This window comes from Plantibacter flavus, assembly GCF_002024505.1.
Classification (GTDB): domain Bacteria; phylum Actinomycetota; class Actinomycetes; order Actinomycetales; family Microbacteriaceae; genus Plantibacter; species Plantibacter flavus_A.
Genome location: NZ_CP019402.1, coordinates 2,443,841 through 2,459,198, shown reverse-complemented (window position 1 = coordinate 2,459,198; position 15,358 = coordinate 2,443,841). Strand labels below are relative to the sequence as shown.

General features: G+C 63.9%; 9 protein-coding genes and 3 rRNA genes. 9 read left to right on the top strand and 3 right to left on the bottom strand.

Annotated elements, in window-relative coordinates; translation table 11 throughout:
• The first annotated feature begins 16 nt into the window (after positions 1 to 16).
• On the top strand, positions 17 to 1,447 hold the full coding sequence (argH, locus tag BWO91_RS11515) for an argininosuccinate lyase (protein WP_079002660.1): 1,431 nt from the start codon (positions 17 to 19) through the stop codon (positions 1,445 to 1,447).
• A 15-nt stretch (positions 1,448 to 1,462) separates the two neighbouring features.
• Complete coding sequence (locus tag BWO91_RS11510; RefSeq protein WP_079002659.1) at positions 1,463 to 2,080, top strand: DNA-3-methyladenine glycosylase; 618 nt, start codon at positions 1,463 to 1,465, stop codon at positions 2,078 to 2,080.
• Positions 2,081 to 2,089: 9 nt separating this feature from the next.
• Here the strand turns inward: BWO91_RS11510 and BWO91_RS11505 are convergent, their stop codons facing one another.
• Positions 2,090 to 2,689: a hypothetical protein gene (locus BWO91_RS11505; RefSeq protein WP_079002658.1), complete on the bottom strand. Its 600-nt coding sequence runs from the start codon at positions 2,687 to 2,689 to the stop codon at positions 2,090 to 2,092.
• Positions 2,686 to 3,318 (bottom strand): hypothetical protein, encoded by a 633-nt coding sequence (locus BWO91_RS11500; RefSeq protein WP_079002657.1) that lies wholly within the window; start codon positions 3,316 to 3,318, stop codon positions 2,686 to 2,688. The genes BWO91_RS11505 and BWO91_RS11500 overlap by 4 nt, the downstream gene beginning before the upstream one ends.
• Positions 3,319 to 3,486: 168 nt before the next feature.
• On the opposite strand from BWO91_RS11500, the gene tyrS reads away from it, so the two are divergent.
• The 5 genes from tyrS (at position 3,487) to rrf (ending at position 12,683) form a co-directional block, all read left to right on the top strand.
• The gene (gene tyrS / locus BWO91_RS11495; RefSeq protein ID WP_079002656.1) at positions 3,487 to 4,797 is read left to right on the top strand and encodes a tyrosine--tRNA ligase; all 1,311 of its coding nucleotides are present in this window, start codon (positions 3,487 to 3,489) and stop codon (positions 4,795 to 4,797) included.
• 40 nt (positions 4,798 to 4,837) lie between these two features.
• On the top strand, positions 4,838 to 6,745 hold the full coding sequence (locus BWO91_RS11490) for a PQQ-binding-like beta-propeller repeat protein (protein WP_079002655.1): 1,908 nt from the start codon (positions 4,838 to 4,840) through the stop codon (positions 6,743 to 6,745).
• A 597-nt stretch (positions 6,746 to 7,342) separates the two neighbouring features.
• Positions 7,343 to 8,863 (top strand): 16S ribosomal RNA (locus BWO91_RS11485).
• A gap of 449 nt (positions 8,864 to 9,312) precedes the next feature.
• A 23S ribosomal RNA gene (locus tag BWO91_RS11480) occupies positions 9,313 to 12,430 on the top strand.
• A gap of 136 nt (positions 12,431 to 12,566) precedes the next feature.
• Positions 12,567 to 12,683: ribosomal RNA gene (rrf, locus tag BWO91_RS11475) — 5S ribosomal RNA — on the top strand.
• Together the 16S, 23S and 5S rRNA genes form the textbook arrangement of a ribosomal RNA operon.
• 418 nt (positions 12,684 to 13,101) lie before the next feature.
• On the opposite strand, the gene BWO91_RS19940 is transcribed toward rrf, so the two are convergent.
• On the bottom strand, positions 13,102 to 13,488 hold the full coding sequence (locus BWO91_RS19940) for a hypothetical protein (RefSeq protein WP_167620401.1): 387 nt from the start codon (positions 13,486 to 13,488) through the stop codon (positions 13,102 to 13,104).
• 114 nt (positions 13,489 to 13,602) lie between these two features.
• On the opposite strand from BWO91_RS19940, the gene BWO91_RS11470 reads away from it, so the two are divergent.
• Both BWO91_RS11470 and BWO91_RS11465 read left to right on the top strand, forming a co-directional pair.
• Complete coding sequence (locus BWO91_RS11470; RefSeq protein ID WP_240555475.1) at positions 13,603 to 14,271, top strand: hypothetical protein; 669 nt, start codon at positions 13,603 to 13,605, stop codon at positions 14,269 to 14,271.
• On the top strand, positions 14,201 to 15,277 hold the full coding sequence (locus BWO91_RS11465) for an HAD-IIA family hydrolase (RefSeq protein WP_079002654.1): 1,077 nt from the start codon (positions 14,201 to 14,203) through the stop codon (positions 15,275 to 15,277). The genes BWO91_RS11470 and BWO91_RS11465 overlap by 71 nt, the downstream gene beginning before the upstream one ends.
• The last annotated feature ends 81 nt before the right edge of the window (positions 15,278 to 15,358 follow it).

Below are 15,358 nucleotides of genomic sequence, written 5' to 3'. Positions count from 1 at the left end.
GTACAGGAGGCCCATCGTGGCAGATCAGCAGAATCGAGCAGGCGAATCCGGGGCCCTCTGGGGTGGACGCTTCGCGAGCGGCCCGTCACCGGAACTCGCCCGTCTGAGCAAGTCCACGCAGTTCGACTGGGTCCTCGCCGCATACGACATCGCGGGCTCCCGTGCCCACGCCAAAGCGCTCGCGTCGGCGGGGTACCTCGACGAGGACGAGCTCGGTGGGATGCTCGCAGCCCTCGACGTCCTGGACGCCGATGTGGCCGACGGGACGTTCGTCGCGGCCGACAGCGATGAGGACGTCCACTCGGCGCTGGAACGCGGGCTCGTCGAACGGGCCGGCAAGGGACTCGGTGGGAAGCTGCGTGCCGGTCGGAGCCGGAACGACCAGATCGCCACGCTCGTGCGCCTCTACCTCATCGATCACGGACGGGTGATCGCCCGCGACGTCATCCACCTGATCGACGCGATCGTCTCCCAGGCCGAAGCACACCCGGACGCGGTGATGCCCGGCCGCACGCACCTGCAGCACGCCCAGCCGGTGCTGCTCGCCCACCAGCTGCTCGCGCACGCCTGGCCGCTCACCCGCGACCTGGAACGGCTCCGCGACTGGCTCGCCCGGGCGAGCGCATCGCCGTACGGTTCCGGAGCGCTCGCCGGGAGCTCCCTCGGGCTCGACCCGGTGCTCGTCGCTCACGAGCTCGGGCTCGACCGGCCGACGGAGAACTCGATCGACGCCACCGCCAGCCGCGACGTGGTCGCCGAGTTCGCGTTCATCACCTCGCTCATCGGGATCAACCTGTCCCGGTTCGCCGAGGAGATCATCGTCTGGAACACCCGCGAGTTCGGGTTCGTGACCCTCGACGACGCCTACTCGACCGGCTCGAGCATCATGCCGCAAAAGAAGAACCCCGACATCGCCGAACTCGCCCGCGGCAAGTCCGGGCGACTCATCGGGAACCTGACCGGGTTGCTGGCGACGCTGAAGGCGCTGCCGCTCGCGTACAACCGCGACCTGCAGGAGGACAAGGAGCCGGTGTTCGACTCCGTGAACCAGCTCGAGGTGTTGCTCCCGGCGTTCACCGGGATGGTGGCGACGCTCCGCTTCGACACGGCACGGCTGCGCGAGCTCGCACCGGAGGGGTTCTCCCTCGCGACGGACGTCGCCGAGTGGCTCGTCAAGCAGGGTGTGGCCTTCCGCGACGCGCACGAGATCAGCGGCGAGCTCGTGCGGTACTGCGAGGAGCGCGGGCTGGCACTCGACGAACCCGACGACGCGGCACTGGCGGGTGTCTCGGAACATCTCACGCCGGCCGTGCGGAGCGTCCTGACCGTCGACGGCTCGATCGGTAGCCGACTCGGCGCCGGTGGGACTGCGCCGGAGCGGGTCCAGGACCAGCTCGTGACACTCGTCGGGCGGGTTGGCGCGCTGTCACAGGCCCTCTCGCTCTAGACGGGGCGGGGTCCGATGACGACGGCCGGTCCGCTGCGGGCGCTGACCTCGGGATCGGCCCTCGAGGTCGCGCCCGCGCTGCTCGGAGCGGTGCTGTCCCACACGACGCCCGAGGGCACCGTGTCGGTCCGTCTCACCGAGGTCGAGGCCTATCTCGGGGTCGGCGAGGATCCCGGATCCCATGCGCACCGTGGTCCGACCCCGCGCACGAGTCCGATGTTCGGTCCGCCCGGGCATCTGTACGCCTACTTCAGCTACGGCATGCACGTGTGCGTCAACGTCGTGTGCTCACCCGTCGGCACGGCGTCGGCCGTCCTCCTGCGTGCCGGCGAGGTCGTCGCGGGCCTGGAGCTCGCGCGGCTGCGACGCGGTGAACGGGTGCCGGATCGCGACCTGGCCAGAGGACCGGCGCGGCTCACCGTGGCGCTCGGGATCGCGCTCGACCAGTCGGGTGACGACCTCGCCGAGCCGCCCTTCGATCTGCGCTTGCCCGAGCGCCCGCTCGCCTCTGCGGCCGGTCCGCGGACGGGCGTCAGCGGGGTCGGTGGGGGAGCCGCCTACCCGTGGCGGTTCGTGCTGCCGGGGGAGACGACCGTCTCGCCCTACCGCCGCTCGCCCAGGGCCGTGGACTGATCCGCCGACTCAGCCTCGCGCGAGCAGCAGGATCGACGCCACCCCGGCAGCCCAGAGGAGGCTGGCGAGCGAGCCGATGATGAACCGCTCGCGCGCCTCGGCCGAGTCGAGTTCGGTGAGGCGTCCGACACCCTTCACCGCGACGATGACCGCGATCGCCTCCGGATAGCCGGAGAACAACGCGGCGACGAGGGCGAGCCGTTCGAGGATCCCGATGGCGGTCCCGCCGCGCAGCACTTCGATCGGACGTCCGACGACCTGCGAGGCGCTCGGGTTCCGGCGCTCCACGAGGATGCCCCCGTGGATTCCGGGGGCGACGCTGCCCTTCGTCGCGAGGGTGAGGACGAAGGAGGCGACCGGACCACCGCCGGCGACCGCGACGGCCAGGACGAAGACGCCGAGGAGCACGAGTGCAGGACCGGTCGGCGGGATCGAGGGGACGAGCGCGATCAGGATGGCCCCGACCACCATGAGGGCCGCCGCCACGACCATGAGACGATCTGCGAGACGCGCGCTCAGCATCCGGGCCAGCAGGAGGAAGACGAGCGCGCTTCCGAGGAGGCCGATGACGGTCGGCCAGGTGATGGGCGTGAGCGTGACGAGGTTCATCGCTCGTCCTTTCGGTCGTCGGGGTGGTGCACGGAGGCGTCCTGGTCGAGCTTCGCCAGGAGGCGGATGAGCGCGGTGGTCGCCGCGGCTTCGGCTCGGACTCCGGCGGCCGCGACCCGGCGACTGACCGAACTCTCGGTGATGCCGAGTCGTGCCGCGGCCTCGGACTGGGTCGCGCCGGCCGCGAGCAGGTCGGCGACCTCCCATCCGCCGTCGGTCCTCCGGTCGCGGAGGTGGAGGAGGAGCACGATGAGCGCTTCGACATCGGCGCCGCCCTGCTGGTCGGCCGCCTCGAGCGCGAACCGGAAGGGTGCCCGTTTGGCCCGCGTGACAGCCTCCCTCGCAGCGTAGAAGGCCTGACCGGTCGCGGCTCGGGTCGACTCGGGGAGCGGACGTCGGACGTCGCCTTGTCCGATGCCCACGCTCCAGCCACGATCCCGGAGGAGGTCGAAGGCGATGGCGAGCGCGATCCCGGCGTCATCGGTGGCGAGCTGGAACTCGTCCCCCGCCGTGCGTTCGGCCTGGAGGAGCAGGCGGTCCGCGAACCGGTCGTTGATCGAGTCGATCACATCGGCGGCGCGATCAGGGCCGGTTCGGCTTGCGATCTGATCGACGGTCAGCACGTACACGGCTCTCCTCCCGGCGGTGGCTCGGCTCGATCACCCTAGTCGCAACGTGTAGGTATTTCCACAACTCCGACGAATGAAAGGAATTCCTGCACATCACGATCGCCGCGATCGCGCCGGTGCCGATGCACCCGATCCAGCCGCCGATCCTGCGCTGATAGCCTTGCAAGCGTGTCGAACCTCGCTCTTCCTGACCAGCGCAACGATCCGACCTTCGAGGACGTCTGGGACGAACTCGTCTGGCGCGGGCTCGTCCATGTGTCGACGGATCAGCAGGAGCTGAAGCGTCTGCTCGGTGGAGCGCCGATCACCTACTACTGCGGGTTCGACCCGACGGCTGCGAGCCTCCACCTGGGCAATCTGGTCCAGCTGCTCGTCATGCGTCGGCTGCAGCTGGCCGGACACCGCCCGCTCGGGCTCGTCGGCGGTTCGACCGGCCTCATCGGCGACCCACGACCGACCGCCGAGCGTACGCTGAACACGCCGGACACCGTCGCCGAGTGGGTGCAGTCGCTCCGGGCGCAGATCGAACGCTTCCTCAGCTTCGAGGGCGACAACGCCGCGCGCATGGTCAACAACCTCGATTGGACCGCACCGCTCTCGGCGATCGACTTCCTGCGGGAGATCGGCAAGCACTACCGCGTCGGCACGATGCTGAAGAAGGACGCGGTCAGTGCCCGCCTCAACTCGGAGGCGGGGATCAGCTACACCGAGTTCAGTTACCAGATCCTCCAGGGGATGGACTACCTCGAGCTGTACCGAGAATACGGCTGCGTCCTGCAGACCGGCGGGAGCGACCAGTGGGGCAACCTCACGAGCGGCACCGATCTCATCCACCGGGTCGAGCGGGCGACCGTCCACGCGATCGGGACCCCGCTGATCACGAACTCGGACGGCACGAAGTTCGGGAAGAGCGAAGGCAACGCGGTCTGGCTCGACCCGAGCATGACGAGCCCGTACGCGTTCTACCAGTTCTGGGTCAACACCGACGATGCGGACGTCATCGCCCGGCTGAAGGTGTTCACGTTCCTCGATCGGGTGGAGATCGAGCGACTGGCGGCCGCGACCGAGTCGGAACCGTTCAAGCGGGAGGCGCAGAAGACCCTCGCCTACGCCGTCACCGCGCTCGTCCACGGGGTCGCCGCGACGGATGCGGCCATCGCCGCGTCGGCCGCGCTCTTCGGTCAGGGCGATCTGGACGCTCTCGACGCGGACACGCTGCGGTCGGCCGTCACGGAGTTGCCGAACGCGCGGGTGACGGCGGAGACCCTCGTCATCCAGGCACTCGTCGACACGGAGCTGTGTTCGAGCCTCGGTGAGGCTCGACGCGCGGTCGCCCAGGGAGGCGTCTCGGTGAACAACCGCAAGATCGACGACGTCGACGCGACTCTGGACGACCGGTTCCTGACGGGCGGGGTGGCCGTGCTGCGCCGCGGCAAGCGCACCCTCGCCGGGCTGTTCCTCGACGGAGCGCCCGCCTGATCCGACGACGGCATCGTCGTCGTCATCGAACCTGAAGGGGATGCTCCGAGTGCAGCTCTGCGAGGCGTGCGGGACCGAGATCGTCGACCGTCGCGACGGTGTGTGCCCGAGTTGTGGGGCCATGCTGCCGCTGCGCACGGGCGAGCTGTCGACGGTGCAGACGCCGGCCGAGGCCGAGGCGGCGGACGAGCCGGAGCCGGCGGACGAATCCACGGACGAGCCCGAGTCGGAGGCTCCGGGCGAGCGGCCGGCCACAGCCGACGACGGCGTCCTCCTCGAGGTGCATGCACTCCGCGTCGAGACCGGCGCCCCAGCAGCGGAAGCCGATCGACTGCCGTCGCCGGACGTCGACACGACTGAACCCACTGACGCCGGTACTGCGACCTCGATCCCGGCGATCGCCGTGCCGACACCGGTTCCAGGTTCCGAGTCCACCAACCCGGCGCCGGCGCAGGCGTCGACTCCGCACCCGGCGACAGCCGCTGCGGACGAGCCGGCTTCGGCAAGCTCCGCAGGGGAGGCACCTGGGGAACCGGCCGCGCCCCGTGCCCTCTGGCACCCCGATTCGTTGCCCAGCACGGTCAAGCGGACCCCCTCGCGACGCCGATGGTTCCTCCTCGGCGGATTCGCACTGGCCGTGGTCGCTGCGATCGTCGTGGTCGTGCTCATCGTGGTCGCGGCCGTCCCCCACCGCGTCGAGGGGCTCGCGCTCCTCCGCGACCTCCCGACGAAGCCGACCGTCGGAACGTGGGAACTCGCGCATCCGCTGGACGACGAGGTGCCCGCGGGCGACGAGCTCTACCTCAACGGGTACACCGCGAGCCCCAACACCGCGCTGCTCGTGTGGTCGACCGACCGGCCACTGGATCAGACGACGCTCGACGACGCTCCGGGCGAGACGGTGGTCTCCCTGGTGAACACGGCGAACGGCCACACGCTCTGGGACCGTCGCGTCACCGAGCTCTCGCCGGAGTTCGACCGGTTCGACGCACCGGTGGTCGTCTCCCCACCGGATGCGGCCGCGATCGTGCTGAGTCAGGGAGACCTCATGGTCGCCGTGAGCCGTCGCGACGGGCACGTGGTGTCCACCTCGCAGGAGCACGCGAGTGTCGAGGGGATCGGCTTCGCCGACTTCGCTGCACCGGCGGCGTTCGTCCCGGGTCTCGAGGGCGACCTGCTCATCTCGTCGACCACGGCCGACGGCACCGGGACGGTCGGCCGCTATCGGTCGACGGACCTGACCGACCCGGTCTGGGAAGTCAGGGGTGACGCAGGCGAGCGGGCGACCACCGCGGGCGACAAGCTCTTCTACGACGGTGCGGTCTACTCGCTCGACGACGGATCGACCATCGACTGGCAGGGCGACCTCTCCTGGTACTACCAGCAGGTGGGCGGCGATCTCGTCGCGATCGACTACTCCGGCAACGACACCACGATCCGCGGGGTGGACGACCGCACCGGCGCCGAGCGCTGGAAGGCGACCGGGGCACTGCCGGTGGTGCTCGACGCGAGCGGACTGTTGGTCGTCGCCGACCAGTCGGGGGAGCGGGTCCGCCGCCTCGACCCGCGATCCGGCGAGGTCGAGTGGCGCAGCGGACTGACGAGCACCTGGGACGGCGCCTACACCGTGGGCGACACGATCATGCTCGGTGACGGCGACGGCGGATACACCGGGGTCGGCGCTCGAGACGGTGAGATCCGGTACGAGGAGCGGGACGCCGAAGGCAGCCTCGTCGGATACAGCGACCGGACCCTCCTGCTGACGCTCGACGACACGCTCGTCGGCATCGACGCGACCACGGGCGAGCGCAGTTGGTCGGTCGACTCCGCCGGAGACGAGTACTCGTTCACCGCCTGGGGCGGAAGCCCGCTCGCCGTCGCGACGGTCGTCGCGGCCGGTTCCGGCTCAGCGGCCGTCCTCGGCATCGGTGACGCTGATCGGGACTGAAGCGCGTGGATCCGGGCGACACGCCCGGGATGCAGCGAGGATTTGCCAGCCCCTGGCGGTCTGCGTAAAGTAATCACTCGTCACCCCAAAGGTGCGGGAAGCGGAAGAGCTTCCCGGCCTCAAGTGGGACTGATACCCAGCCAAAAGCCGAGCATCTCCACGTGAGTCAAACTCACACTTGAGATCGTCTCACTTCAAGACTAGGTTGGAACTTCCCAGCTCTCGGGTCATCGAAGCGGTGAGGATCAAGCGGACTCCGGTCCACGCAGATCAGCTCCTGGTTCGACTTGACAAGAACCGAAGAAGTGGTAAGTTAGAGAAGTTGCCCTGCAGGGCGGTCGTGATGGCCAAAGGCAGGAGCATCCGATCCTTGAGAACTCAACAGCGTGCACAATGTCAAATGCCAAAAACCTCGTGCAATTGATGCCTTCCTTTTCGGTTGGTTGATGTTGTAAGAGATTCCTTTGGAAAACATTTAAACAAAACAAAGCAAGTCAGTAATGATTTGTTCTGTCAGTTTCAAACTTGCATCGTGTTCACCTATTCCGGTGGCATGGTGCGCGAAATGTGCCGGTCTTCGGATCGTGCAATTCAACATTTACGGAGAGTTTGATCCTGGCTCAGGACGAACGCTGGCGGCGTGCTTAACACATGCAAGTCGAACGATGAAGCCCAGCTTGCTGGGTGGATTAGTGGCGAACGGGTGAGTAACACGTGAGTAACCTGCCCTTGACTCTGGGATAAGCGTTGGAAACGACGTCTAATACCGGATACGAGCTTCCACCGCATGGTGAGTTGCTGGAAAGAATTTTGGTCAAGGATGGACTCGCGGCCTATCAGCTTGTTGGTGAGGTAACGGCTCACCAAGGCGACGACGGGTAGCCGGCCTGAGAGGGTGACCGGCCACACTGGGACTGAGACACGGCCCAGACTCCTACGGGAGGCAGCAGTGGGGAATATTGCACAATGGGCGAAAGCCTGATGCAGCAACGCCGCGTGAGGGACGACGGCCTTCGGGTTGTAAACCTCTTTTAGCAGGGAAGAAGCGAAAGTGACGGTACCTGCAGAAAAAGCACCGGCTAACTACGTGCCAGCAGCCGCGGTAATACGTAGGGTGCAAGCGTTGTCCGGAATTATTGGGCGTAAAGAGCTCGTAGGCGGTTTGTCGCGTCTGCTGTGAAATCCCGAGGCTCAACCTCGGGTCTGCAGTGGGTACGGGCAGACTAGAGTGCGGTAGGGGAGATTGGAATTCCTGGTGTAGCGGTGGAATGCGCAGATATCAGGAGGAACACCGATGGCGAAGGCAGATCTCTGGGCCGCTACTGACGCTGAGGAGCGAAAGGGTGGGGAGCAAACAGGCTTAGATACCCTGGTAGTCCACCCCGTAAACGTTGGGCGCTAGATGTGGGGACCATTCCACGGTTTCCGTGTCGTAGCTAACGCATTAAGCGCCCCGCCTGGGGAGTACGGCCGCAAGGCTAAAACTCAAAGGAATTGACGGGGGCCCGCACAAGCGGCGGAGCATGCGGATTAATTCGATGCAACGCGAAGAACCTTACCAAGGCTTGACATATACGAGAACGGGCCAGAAATGGTCAACTCTTTGGACACTCGTAAACAGGTGGTGCATGGTTGTCGTCAGCTCGTGTCGTGAGATGTTGGGTTAAGTCCCGCAACGAGCGCAACCCTCGTTCTATGTTGCCAGCACGTCATGGTGGGAACTCATGGGATACTGCCGGGGTCAACTCGGAGGAAGGTGGGGACGACGTCAAATCATCATGCCCCTTATGTCTTGGGCTTCACGCATGCTACAATGGCCAGTACAAAGGGCTGCAATACCGTAAGGTGGAGCGAATCCCAAAAAGCTGGTCCCAGTTCGGATTGAGGTCTGCAACTCGACCTCATGAAGTCGGAGTCGCTAGTAATCGCAGATCAGCAACGCTGCGGTGAATACGTTCCCGGGCCTTGTACACACCGCCCGTCAAGTCATGAAAGTCGGTAACACCCGAAGCCAGTGGCCTAACCGCAAGGATGGAGCTGTCTAAGGTGGGATCGGTAATTAGGACTAAGTCGTAACAAGGTAGCCGTACCGGAAGGTGCGGCTGGATCACCTCCTTTCTAAGGAGCATGTGCAACGCTCGTCTGTATACAGCGAGGTTTACGTTGCCAAGTCACACTGAGACGAATGTTCTCGGGTGGCGCTCATGGGTGGAACATTGACATTGATGTAGACGTGAGAGTCTGCCAGCAAGTACGTCTTCTTCGGGAGATTGGAACGGTGGCCGGCTGGAGGGTTTGCATATGCACGCTGTTGGGTCCTGAGGGACCGGATCTTCTCCGCTTCGGTGGAGGAAGGACGAACCTCAGGGCCTCTTTTGCTTGACATCAATGGTCAAGGAGAGAGGTACCGCCCGTACTTTGAGAACTACACAGTGGACGCGAGCATCTTAGATTCATGACCTTTCGGGGTTGTGGATCACAAAGATCAAACACCCTCTTCGGAGGGTGGTAGATCATTGGTCAATCTGCATCAGGTAACTGGTGTCGATCGATTCAAACTCATGTGATTTCAAATTTCTAAGAGCAAACGGTGGATGCCTTGGCATCTGGAGCCGAAGAAGGACGTAGTAATCTGCGATAAGCCTCGGGGAGCTGATAAACGAGCTGTGATCCGAGGATTTCCGAATGGGGAAACCCCGCCAGGCCCCTTGTGGTGATCTGGTGACTCCCGCCTGAATATATAGGGCGGGTAGAGGGAACGGGGGGAAGTGAAACATCTCAGTACCCCCAGGAAGAGAAAACAACAGTGATTCCGTCAGTAGTGGCGAGCGAAATCGGAAGAGGCTAAACCGGGCATGTGTGATAGCTATCAGGCGTTGCATGTCCGGGGTTGTGGGACTTCTCACTCCGAACTGATATTCGGGGAGCATTAGAACGTGGTATAGACGAATGGGATTGAAAGCCCAGCCAGAGACGGTGCCAGCCCGGTAGTCGAAATGCTGCAATCGTGCGAGGAGTATCCCAAGTAGCACGGGGCCCGAGAAATCCCGTGTGAATCTGTCAGGACCACCTGATAAGCCTAAATACTCCCAGATGACCGATAGCGGACAAGTACCGTGAGGGAAAGGTGAAAAGTACCCCGGGAGGGGAGTGAAATAGTACCTGAAACCGTTTGCTTACAAACCGTTGGAGCACCCTTGTTGGTGTGACAGCGTGCCTTTTGAAGAATGAGCCTGCGAGTTAGCGATATGTGGCGAGGTTAACCCGTGTGGGGTAGCCGTAGCGAAAGCGAGTCTGAATAGGGCGATTCAGTCGCATGTCCTAGACCCGAAGCGAAGTGATCTATCCATGGCCAGGTTGAAGCGACGGTAAGACGTCGTGGAGGACCGAACCCACTTAGGTTGAAAACTGAGGGGATGAGCTGTGGATAGGGGTGAAAGGCCAATCAAACTTCGTGATAGCTGGTTCTCTCCGAAATGCATTTAGGTGCAGCGTTGCGTGTTTCTTGCCGGAGGTAGAGCTACTGGATGGCCGATGGGGCCCAAAAGCTTACTGACGTCAGCCAAACTCCGAATGCCGGTAAGTGAGAGCGCAGCAGTGAGACGGTGGGGGATAAGCTTCATCGTCGAGAGGGAAACAACCCAGACCACCAACTAAGGTCCCAAAGCGCGTGCTAAGTGGGAAAGGATGTGGAGTTGCACAGACAACCAGGAGGTTGGCTTAGAAGCAGCCACCCTTGAAAGAGTGCGTAATAGCTCACTGGTCAAGTGATTCCGCGCCGACAATGTAACGGGGCTCAAGCACGCCACCGAAGTTGTGGCATTGATATTTTTGGTAGGCCTTCGTGGTCCAGCCGTATTGATGGGTAGGAGAGCGTCGTGTGGCGAGTGAAGCGGCGGTGTAAACCAGCCGTGGACGCTACACGAGTGAGAATGCAGGCATGAGTAGCGAAAGACATGTGAGAAACATGTCCTCCGAAAGACCAAGGGTTCCAGGGTCAAGCTAATCTTCCCTGGGTAAGTCGGGACCTAAGGCGAGGCCGACAGGCGTAGTCGATGGACAACGGGTTGATATTCCCGTACCCGCGAAGAACCGCCCAAGATAATCCAGTGGTGCTAAGAGTCCTAACCCGGACGACTGATTCCCTTCGGGGATGATGGCTCCGGTCTAACGCTCGACCCCATGCTGGTGCGTTTAGCGTATTAACAGGTGTGACGCAGGAAGGTAGCCTATGCCGGGCGATGGTTGTCCCGGTGTAAGTGCGTAGGCTGAGAGATAGGCAAATCCGTCTCTCGTGAAGGCTGAGACACGATACGGACCCGTAAGGGATAGTAGGTGATCCTATGCTGCCAAGAAAAGCATCGACGCGAGGTTCTAGTGGCCCGTACCCCAAACCGACTCAGGTGGTCAGGTAGAGAATACTAAGGAGATCGAGAGAATCGTGGTTAAGGAACTCGGCAAAATGCCCCCGTAACTTCGGGAGAAGGGGGGCCTGAGGCGTATTAGGACTTGCTCCGAAAGCGTTTGAAGGCCGCAGAGACCAGTGGGAAGCGACTGTTTACTAAAAACACAGGTCCGTGCCAAGTCGCAAGACGATGTATACGGACTGACGCCTGCCCGGTGCTGGAAGGTTAAGAGGAACGGTTAGCCGCAAGGCGAAGCTGAGAATTTAAGCCCCAGTAAACGGCGGTGGTAACTATAACCATCCTAAGGTAGCGAAATTCCTTGTCGGGTAAGTTCCGACCTGCACGAATGGCGTAACGACTTCCCAGCTGTCTCAACCGCGAACTCGGCGAAATTGCATTACGAGTAAAGATGCTCGTTACGCGCAGCAGGACGGAAAGACCCCGTGACCTTTACTACAGCTTGGTATTGGTGTTCGGTGTGGCTTGTGTAGGATAGGTGGGAGACGTTGAAGCTTGGACGCTAGTTCAGGTGGAGTCATTGTTGAAATACCACTCTGGTCACTCTGGATATCTAACTTCGAACCGTAATCCGGTTCAGGGACAGTGCCTGGTGGGTAGTTTAACTGGGGCGGTTGCCTCCCAAAAAGTAACGGAGGCGCCCAAAGGTTCCCTCAACCTGGTTGGCAATCAGGTGTCGAGTGTAAGTGCACAAGGGAGCTTGACTGTGAGACTGACAAGTCGAGCAGGGACGAAAGTCGGGACTAGTGATCCGGCAGTGGCTTGTGGAAGCGCTGTCGCTCAACGGATAAAAGGTACCTCGGGGATAACAGGCTGATCTTGCCCAAGAGTCCATATCGACGGCATGGTTTGGCACCTCGATGTCGGCTCGTCGCATCCTGGGGCTGGAGTAGGTCCCAAGGGTTGGGCTGTTCGCCCATTAAAGCGGTACGCGAGCTGGGTTTAGAACGTCGTGAGACAGTTCGGTCCCTATCCGCTGCGCGCGCAGGAAATTTGAAAGGATCTGACCCTAGTACGAGAGGACCGGGTTGGACGAACCTCTGGTGTGTCAGTTGTTCCGCCAGGAGCACCGCTGATTAGCTACGTTCGGGATGGATAACCGCTGAAAGCATCTAAGCGGGAAGCCGGCCTTAAGATGAGATTTCCATGCCTTCGGGCGAGAGGCTCCCAGCCAGACTACTGGGTTGATAGGCCGGATGTGGAAGAGAGGACGAAAGACTCTCGGAGCTGACCGGTACTAATAAGCCGATAATTTGATAACACTTTCTTTGTTTGAATACGAAGATGCTACGCGTCCACTGAGTGGTTCTCGATGTACGGTCGAGAACCCGCAAACAACACCACTGTGTTCGCACAGCGTGTTGGTTTGCTTGTTCACTTTGATACATCAATAGTGTTTCGGCGGCCATAGCGAGAGGGAAACGCCCGGTCACATTCCGAACCCGGAAGCTAAGACTCTTTGCGCCGATGGTACTGCAGGGGGGACCCTGTGGGAGAGTAGGACACCGCCGGACTTCTTCGTTGAAATGGCCACCCAAGGTTCTTGGGTGGCCATTTTGCGTTAAGTCGTCGTTTCACGGGTACCGTGGGACAAGAATTCAACAGTAGGTTGACGCCGGGTGACGGCGTCCGAGCACCGTGGAGATCATCGTGAGTGACCAGTCAGCAGACCAGCCCGACAAGGGTGAGCGACGTCCTCCGAGATCCTCCGGTGACAACCGTGGGAACGGTGGTGCTGCACGGCGCGATGATCGCGCTCGTGGCACCGATCGTCCCCAGCGATCCGACCGTCCAGCACGGAGTGGTGACCGCCCGTCATCAGGGGACCGTACGCAGCGTTCGGACCGTCCGGCTTGGCAGAAAGATCGCCCGGCGGCGGGGGATCGTCCGCAGCGTTCGGATCGTCCCGCGCGCAGCGGTGACCGTCCGTCATCAGGAGACCGTCCGCAGCGTTCGGATCGTCCGGCCTGGCAGAAGGATCGACCAGCGTCCGGCGACCGTCCGCAACGGTCGGACCGTCCTGCCTGGCAGCGGGACCGCCCGGCGTCGGGGGATCGTCCGCAGCGGTCCGACCGTCCTGCACGGAGCGGCGACCGTCCGTCGTCCGGCGATCGTCCGGACCGTGGAAACCGGACCGACCGTGGACACTCCTCTGAGCGTGGTGGCCGTCCCGAGCGCGGGCGCGACAGCGGTGGACGCGAGCTGTGGACGCGCGATGGTGCTCCAGCCCGCGGCGACCGAGACGCCTTCCGACGCGAGCGCGAGCTGACGGAAGAAGAGCGCATCGCGTTCGAGCTCAAGTCGATCCGGCCGCGTCACGACGACCCGGAGATCCCTGACGACGTCACGCCGCAGGACCTCGACAAGGGTGCGCGAAACGAGCTGAAGACCCTGAGCAAGGAGAACGCCGACGGCGTCGCCCAGCACCTAGCGATGGCGGCGCGACTGATCGACAGCGATCCTGCGTTGGCCCACCTCCACGCGATGTCCGCTGCCCGTCGGGCCGGCCGGATCGCGATGGTCCGCGAGACCCTCGCCATCACCGCGTACGAGACCGGCGACTACGCCCTCGCGCTTCGCGAACTGCGGACCTACCGCCGTATCTCCGGCAAGGACGACCAGTTGCCACTCATGGTGGACAGTGAACGCGGCGTCGGCCGACCGGAGCGTGCCTTGGAACTCGGACGGTCCGTCGATCGCTCGACCCTCGATGTGCCGGTCCGCGTCGCCCTCGCGATCGCGATGTCGGGTGCCCGGCTCGACCTCGGGCAGACCGAGGACGCGCTGCTCGAGCTGCAGATCCCGCAGCTCGACCCGAAGCGTGCGTTCTCCTACAGCCCGGCGCTGTTCAATGCCTACGCCGAGACCCTCGAGGTCCTCGGTCGCGAGGAGGAGGCGGCTGTCTGGCACGACCGTGCGATGATCGCTTCCGAAGCGCTCGAGCAGTCCGCTGCAGACGACGAGGGCGAGACGATGGTGGTCGTGGAGGAGTTCCTCGAGTTCGACGACGAACCCGAGTCGCCCGCGGCTGATGCCCCTGAATCCGACGATCAGCCCGGGGAGGAGCCGTCCGGTGAGCCCGCTGCTGACGAGAAGGCCTAAGCCCGTGACCCCGCTCGACGGCGTCGACGTGGTCCTCGCCGATCTGGACGGCGTGGTCTACGCCGGCCCGAACCCGATCCCGCACGCGGTCGAGTCGCTGAACCTGGCGGCGGAACACGTTCGCGTCGGATACATCACGAACAACGCCTCCCGGACGGACGCATCCGTCGCGCAGCACCTGACCGACCTCGGCCTCAGCGTCGCGCCGGCAGAGGTCGTCACGAGCCCACAGGCCGCGGTCAGACTGCTGGCCGGCCTCGTGCCCGCCGGGTCGACGATCCTGGTGGTCGGTGGCGCCGGGCTCGTCGACGAGGTCGAGAAGGGTGGCTTCGTCGTCACCCGCTCGGCTGAGGACTCGCCGGCTGCGGTGATCCAGGGGTTCGCTCCCGAAGTCGGCTGGTCGCAGCTGGCGGAAGCGGCGTTCGCGCTGCAAACGCCGACCGCCGACGGTTCCGAGCTGCCGTGGGTCGCGACGAACACGGACTGGACCATCCCGCAGGCTCGCGGGATCGCTCCGGGAAACGGCACGCTGGTGTCGGCCGTCCACACGGCGGTCGGCCGTCTGGCGACCGTCGCCGGGAAGCCTGAAGTGCCGATCTTCGACGAGGCGAAGGTGCGATTCGGCGCATCCAAGCCGCTCTTCATCGGCGACCGACTCGACACCGACATCCTCGGCGCGAACCGCGCCGGGATCGCGTCGGCCCTCGTCCTGACCGGCATCGATCGAGCCAAGCACGTCCTCGCGGCCGACCAGCACTCCCGGCCGACCTTCATCCTCGAGGACCTGCGGCAGCTGCACGAGCCGTATCCGGCCACCACCATGTCGCGCGACGGCAAGGCGGCGACGGTCGGTGCGGCCACCGTGCGGATCCGCGGGAACGACGTCGTGGTGGAGTCCGACGGCCCCTCCCGGATCGACCTGCTGCGTGCCGCGTGCGCCGCGATCTGGGCGTCCGGCCGTGCCATCTACGGGCTCAACGTCCCGGAGCACCTGTACGCGGAGTGATGCCCACCCCTCGGGAGGCGCGGGTCGCCACCGGTGTTCGCCCACAGCGGTTCCCGCGGGCGGCGACGGTGGCGGCCGGTA

Bases quoted from the DNA above. Each gene is read 5' to 3' on its own strand.
- BWO91_RS11510 (WP_079002659.1), top strand. From the start codon at position 1,463: ATGACGACGGCCGGTCCGCTGCGGGCGCTGACCTCGGGATCGGCCCTC.
- BWO91_RS11505 (WP_079002658.1), bottom strand. From the start codon at position 2,689: ATGAACCTCGTCACGCTCACGCCCATCACCTGGCCGACCGTCATCGGC.
- BWO91_RS11490 (WP_079002655.1), top strand. From the start codon at position 4,838: ATGCTCCGAGTGCAGCTCTGCGAGGCGTGCGGGACCGAGATCGTCGAC.
- BWO91_RS11470 (WP_240555475.1), top strand. From the start codon at position 13,603: ATGGCGGCGCGACTGATCGACAGCGATCCTGCGTTGGCCCACCTCCAC.
- BWO91_RS11465 (WP_079002654.1), top strand. From the start codon at position 14,201: ATGCCCCTGAATCCGACGATCAGCCCGGGGAGGAGCCGTCCGGTGAGC.